Origin of the sequence: Mesorhizobium sp. M7A.F.Ca.CA.003.01.2.1, from assembly GCF_003998945.1 — a bacterium.
In the GTDB taxonomy this organism is placed as follows: domain Bacteria; phylum Pseudomonadota; class Alphaproteobacteria; order Rhizobiales; family Rhizobiaceae; genus Mesorhizobium; species Mesorhizobium ciceri.
Genome location: NZ_RZRA01001339.1, coordinates 1 through 1,076 on the forward strand (window position 1 = coordinate 1; position 1,076 = coordinate 1,076).

A 1,076-nucleotide genomic window follows, 5' to 3' on the forward strand; every position below is an offset into this window, starting at 1 on the left:
CTTCCATACCGGCCGGCGGCGCGGCCTGCTGCTGTTCCTGGTGACGCTGCCGTTCTGGACCAGCTATCTCCTGCGCGTCTTCGCCTGGAAGATCGTGCTCGCCTACAATGGCGTTTTGAACTCGGCGCTGATCGAAAGCGGCATCTGGTCCGAGCCGACATTGGCCTTTCTCAACACGCCGGCCGCCGTCGTCGTCACGCTGGCGCACGCCTATGCGCCTTTCGCCATCCTGCCGATCTACGTGGCGCTGGACACCATCCCGAAATCGCTGATCGAGGCCGCTTCCGATCTCGGCGCGCGGCCATTCACCTCTTTCCGCCGGATCGTGCTGCCCAATTCGATGCCGGGCGTGCTGGCGGCAGCCCTCGTCGTCTTCGTGCCGACGGTCGGCGACTATGTCACGCCGGCGCTCGTCGGCGGCCCGGCCAGCACCATGATCGGCACGCTGATCCAGGCGCAATTCGGCAAGGCCAATGACTGGCCGTTTGGCGCAGCACTCTCCGTCGCCGTCATGCTGGTCATCCTGTGCGTGGTGCTGGTCGCGCGCTTCGCCGACCGCAGATTTGGCAGCCGCACATGAGCACTGCACGCACGCACGGAGGTGGCCGCTGGCTCGGCATGTATATCGCCGCCTATCTGGTCTTTCTCTATCTGCCGGTGCTGCTGATCCCGCTGTTTTCCTTCAACAACTCGATCCAGGCAGCGTTTCCGCTGCAAGGTTTTACCTTGCAATGGTACGCGACGCTGTTCGGCAATTCGGCGCTGACCGGTGCACTCTTGAACAGCCTCGCCATCGGCGCCTTCGCCGCCACGGGTGCGACGCTGTGCGGCATAACCGTATCCTACATGGACCTCTACGGCCGCTCGCCGCTGGCCGCCACCATCAGCGCCATCGCAAGGCTGCCGATCCTGATCCCGGGCGTCATCGTCGGCATATCGCTGCTGATCCTCATCAACCTCGTTGGTCTGGGGCCATCGCGCGTCGCCATCGTTCTCGGCCATATATTGGTGGCGCTGCCGACGACCGTGGTGATCATGCGCAGCCGCTTCGCCGCCATCCCGAAAACCATTCGCGA

Annotated in this window: 1 protein-coding gene and 1 pseudogene; both read left to right on the top strand. The window is 64.1% G+C overall.

Annotation, left to right across the window (positions count from 1 at the left end):
* The coding region (locus EN969_RS32495) for an ABC transporter permease (protein ID WP_164758729.1) at nt 1-580 on the top strand (580 nt) is incomplete at its 5' end.
* Nucleotides 577-1,076: pseudogene (locus tag EN969_RS32500) on the top strand (ABC transporter permease); the annotation flags it as partial. The gene EN969_RS32495 and the pseudogene EN969_RS32500, both read left to right, overlap by 4 nt.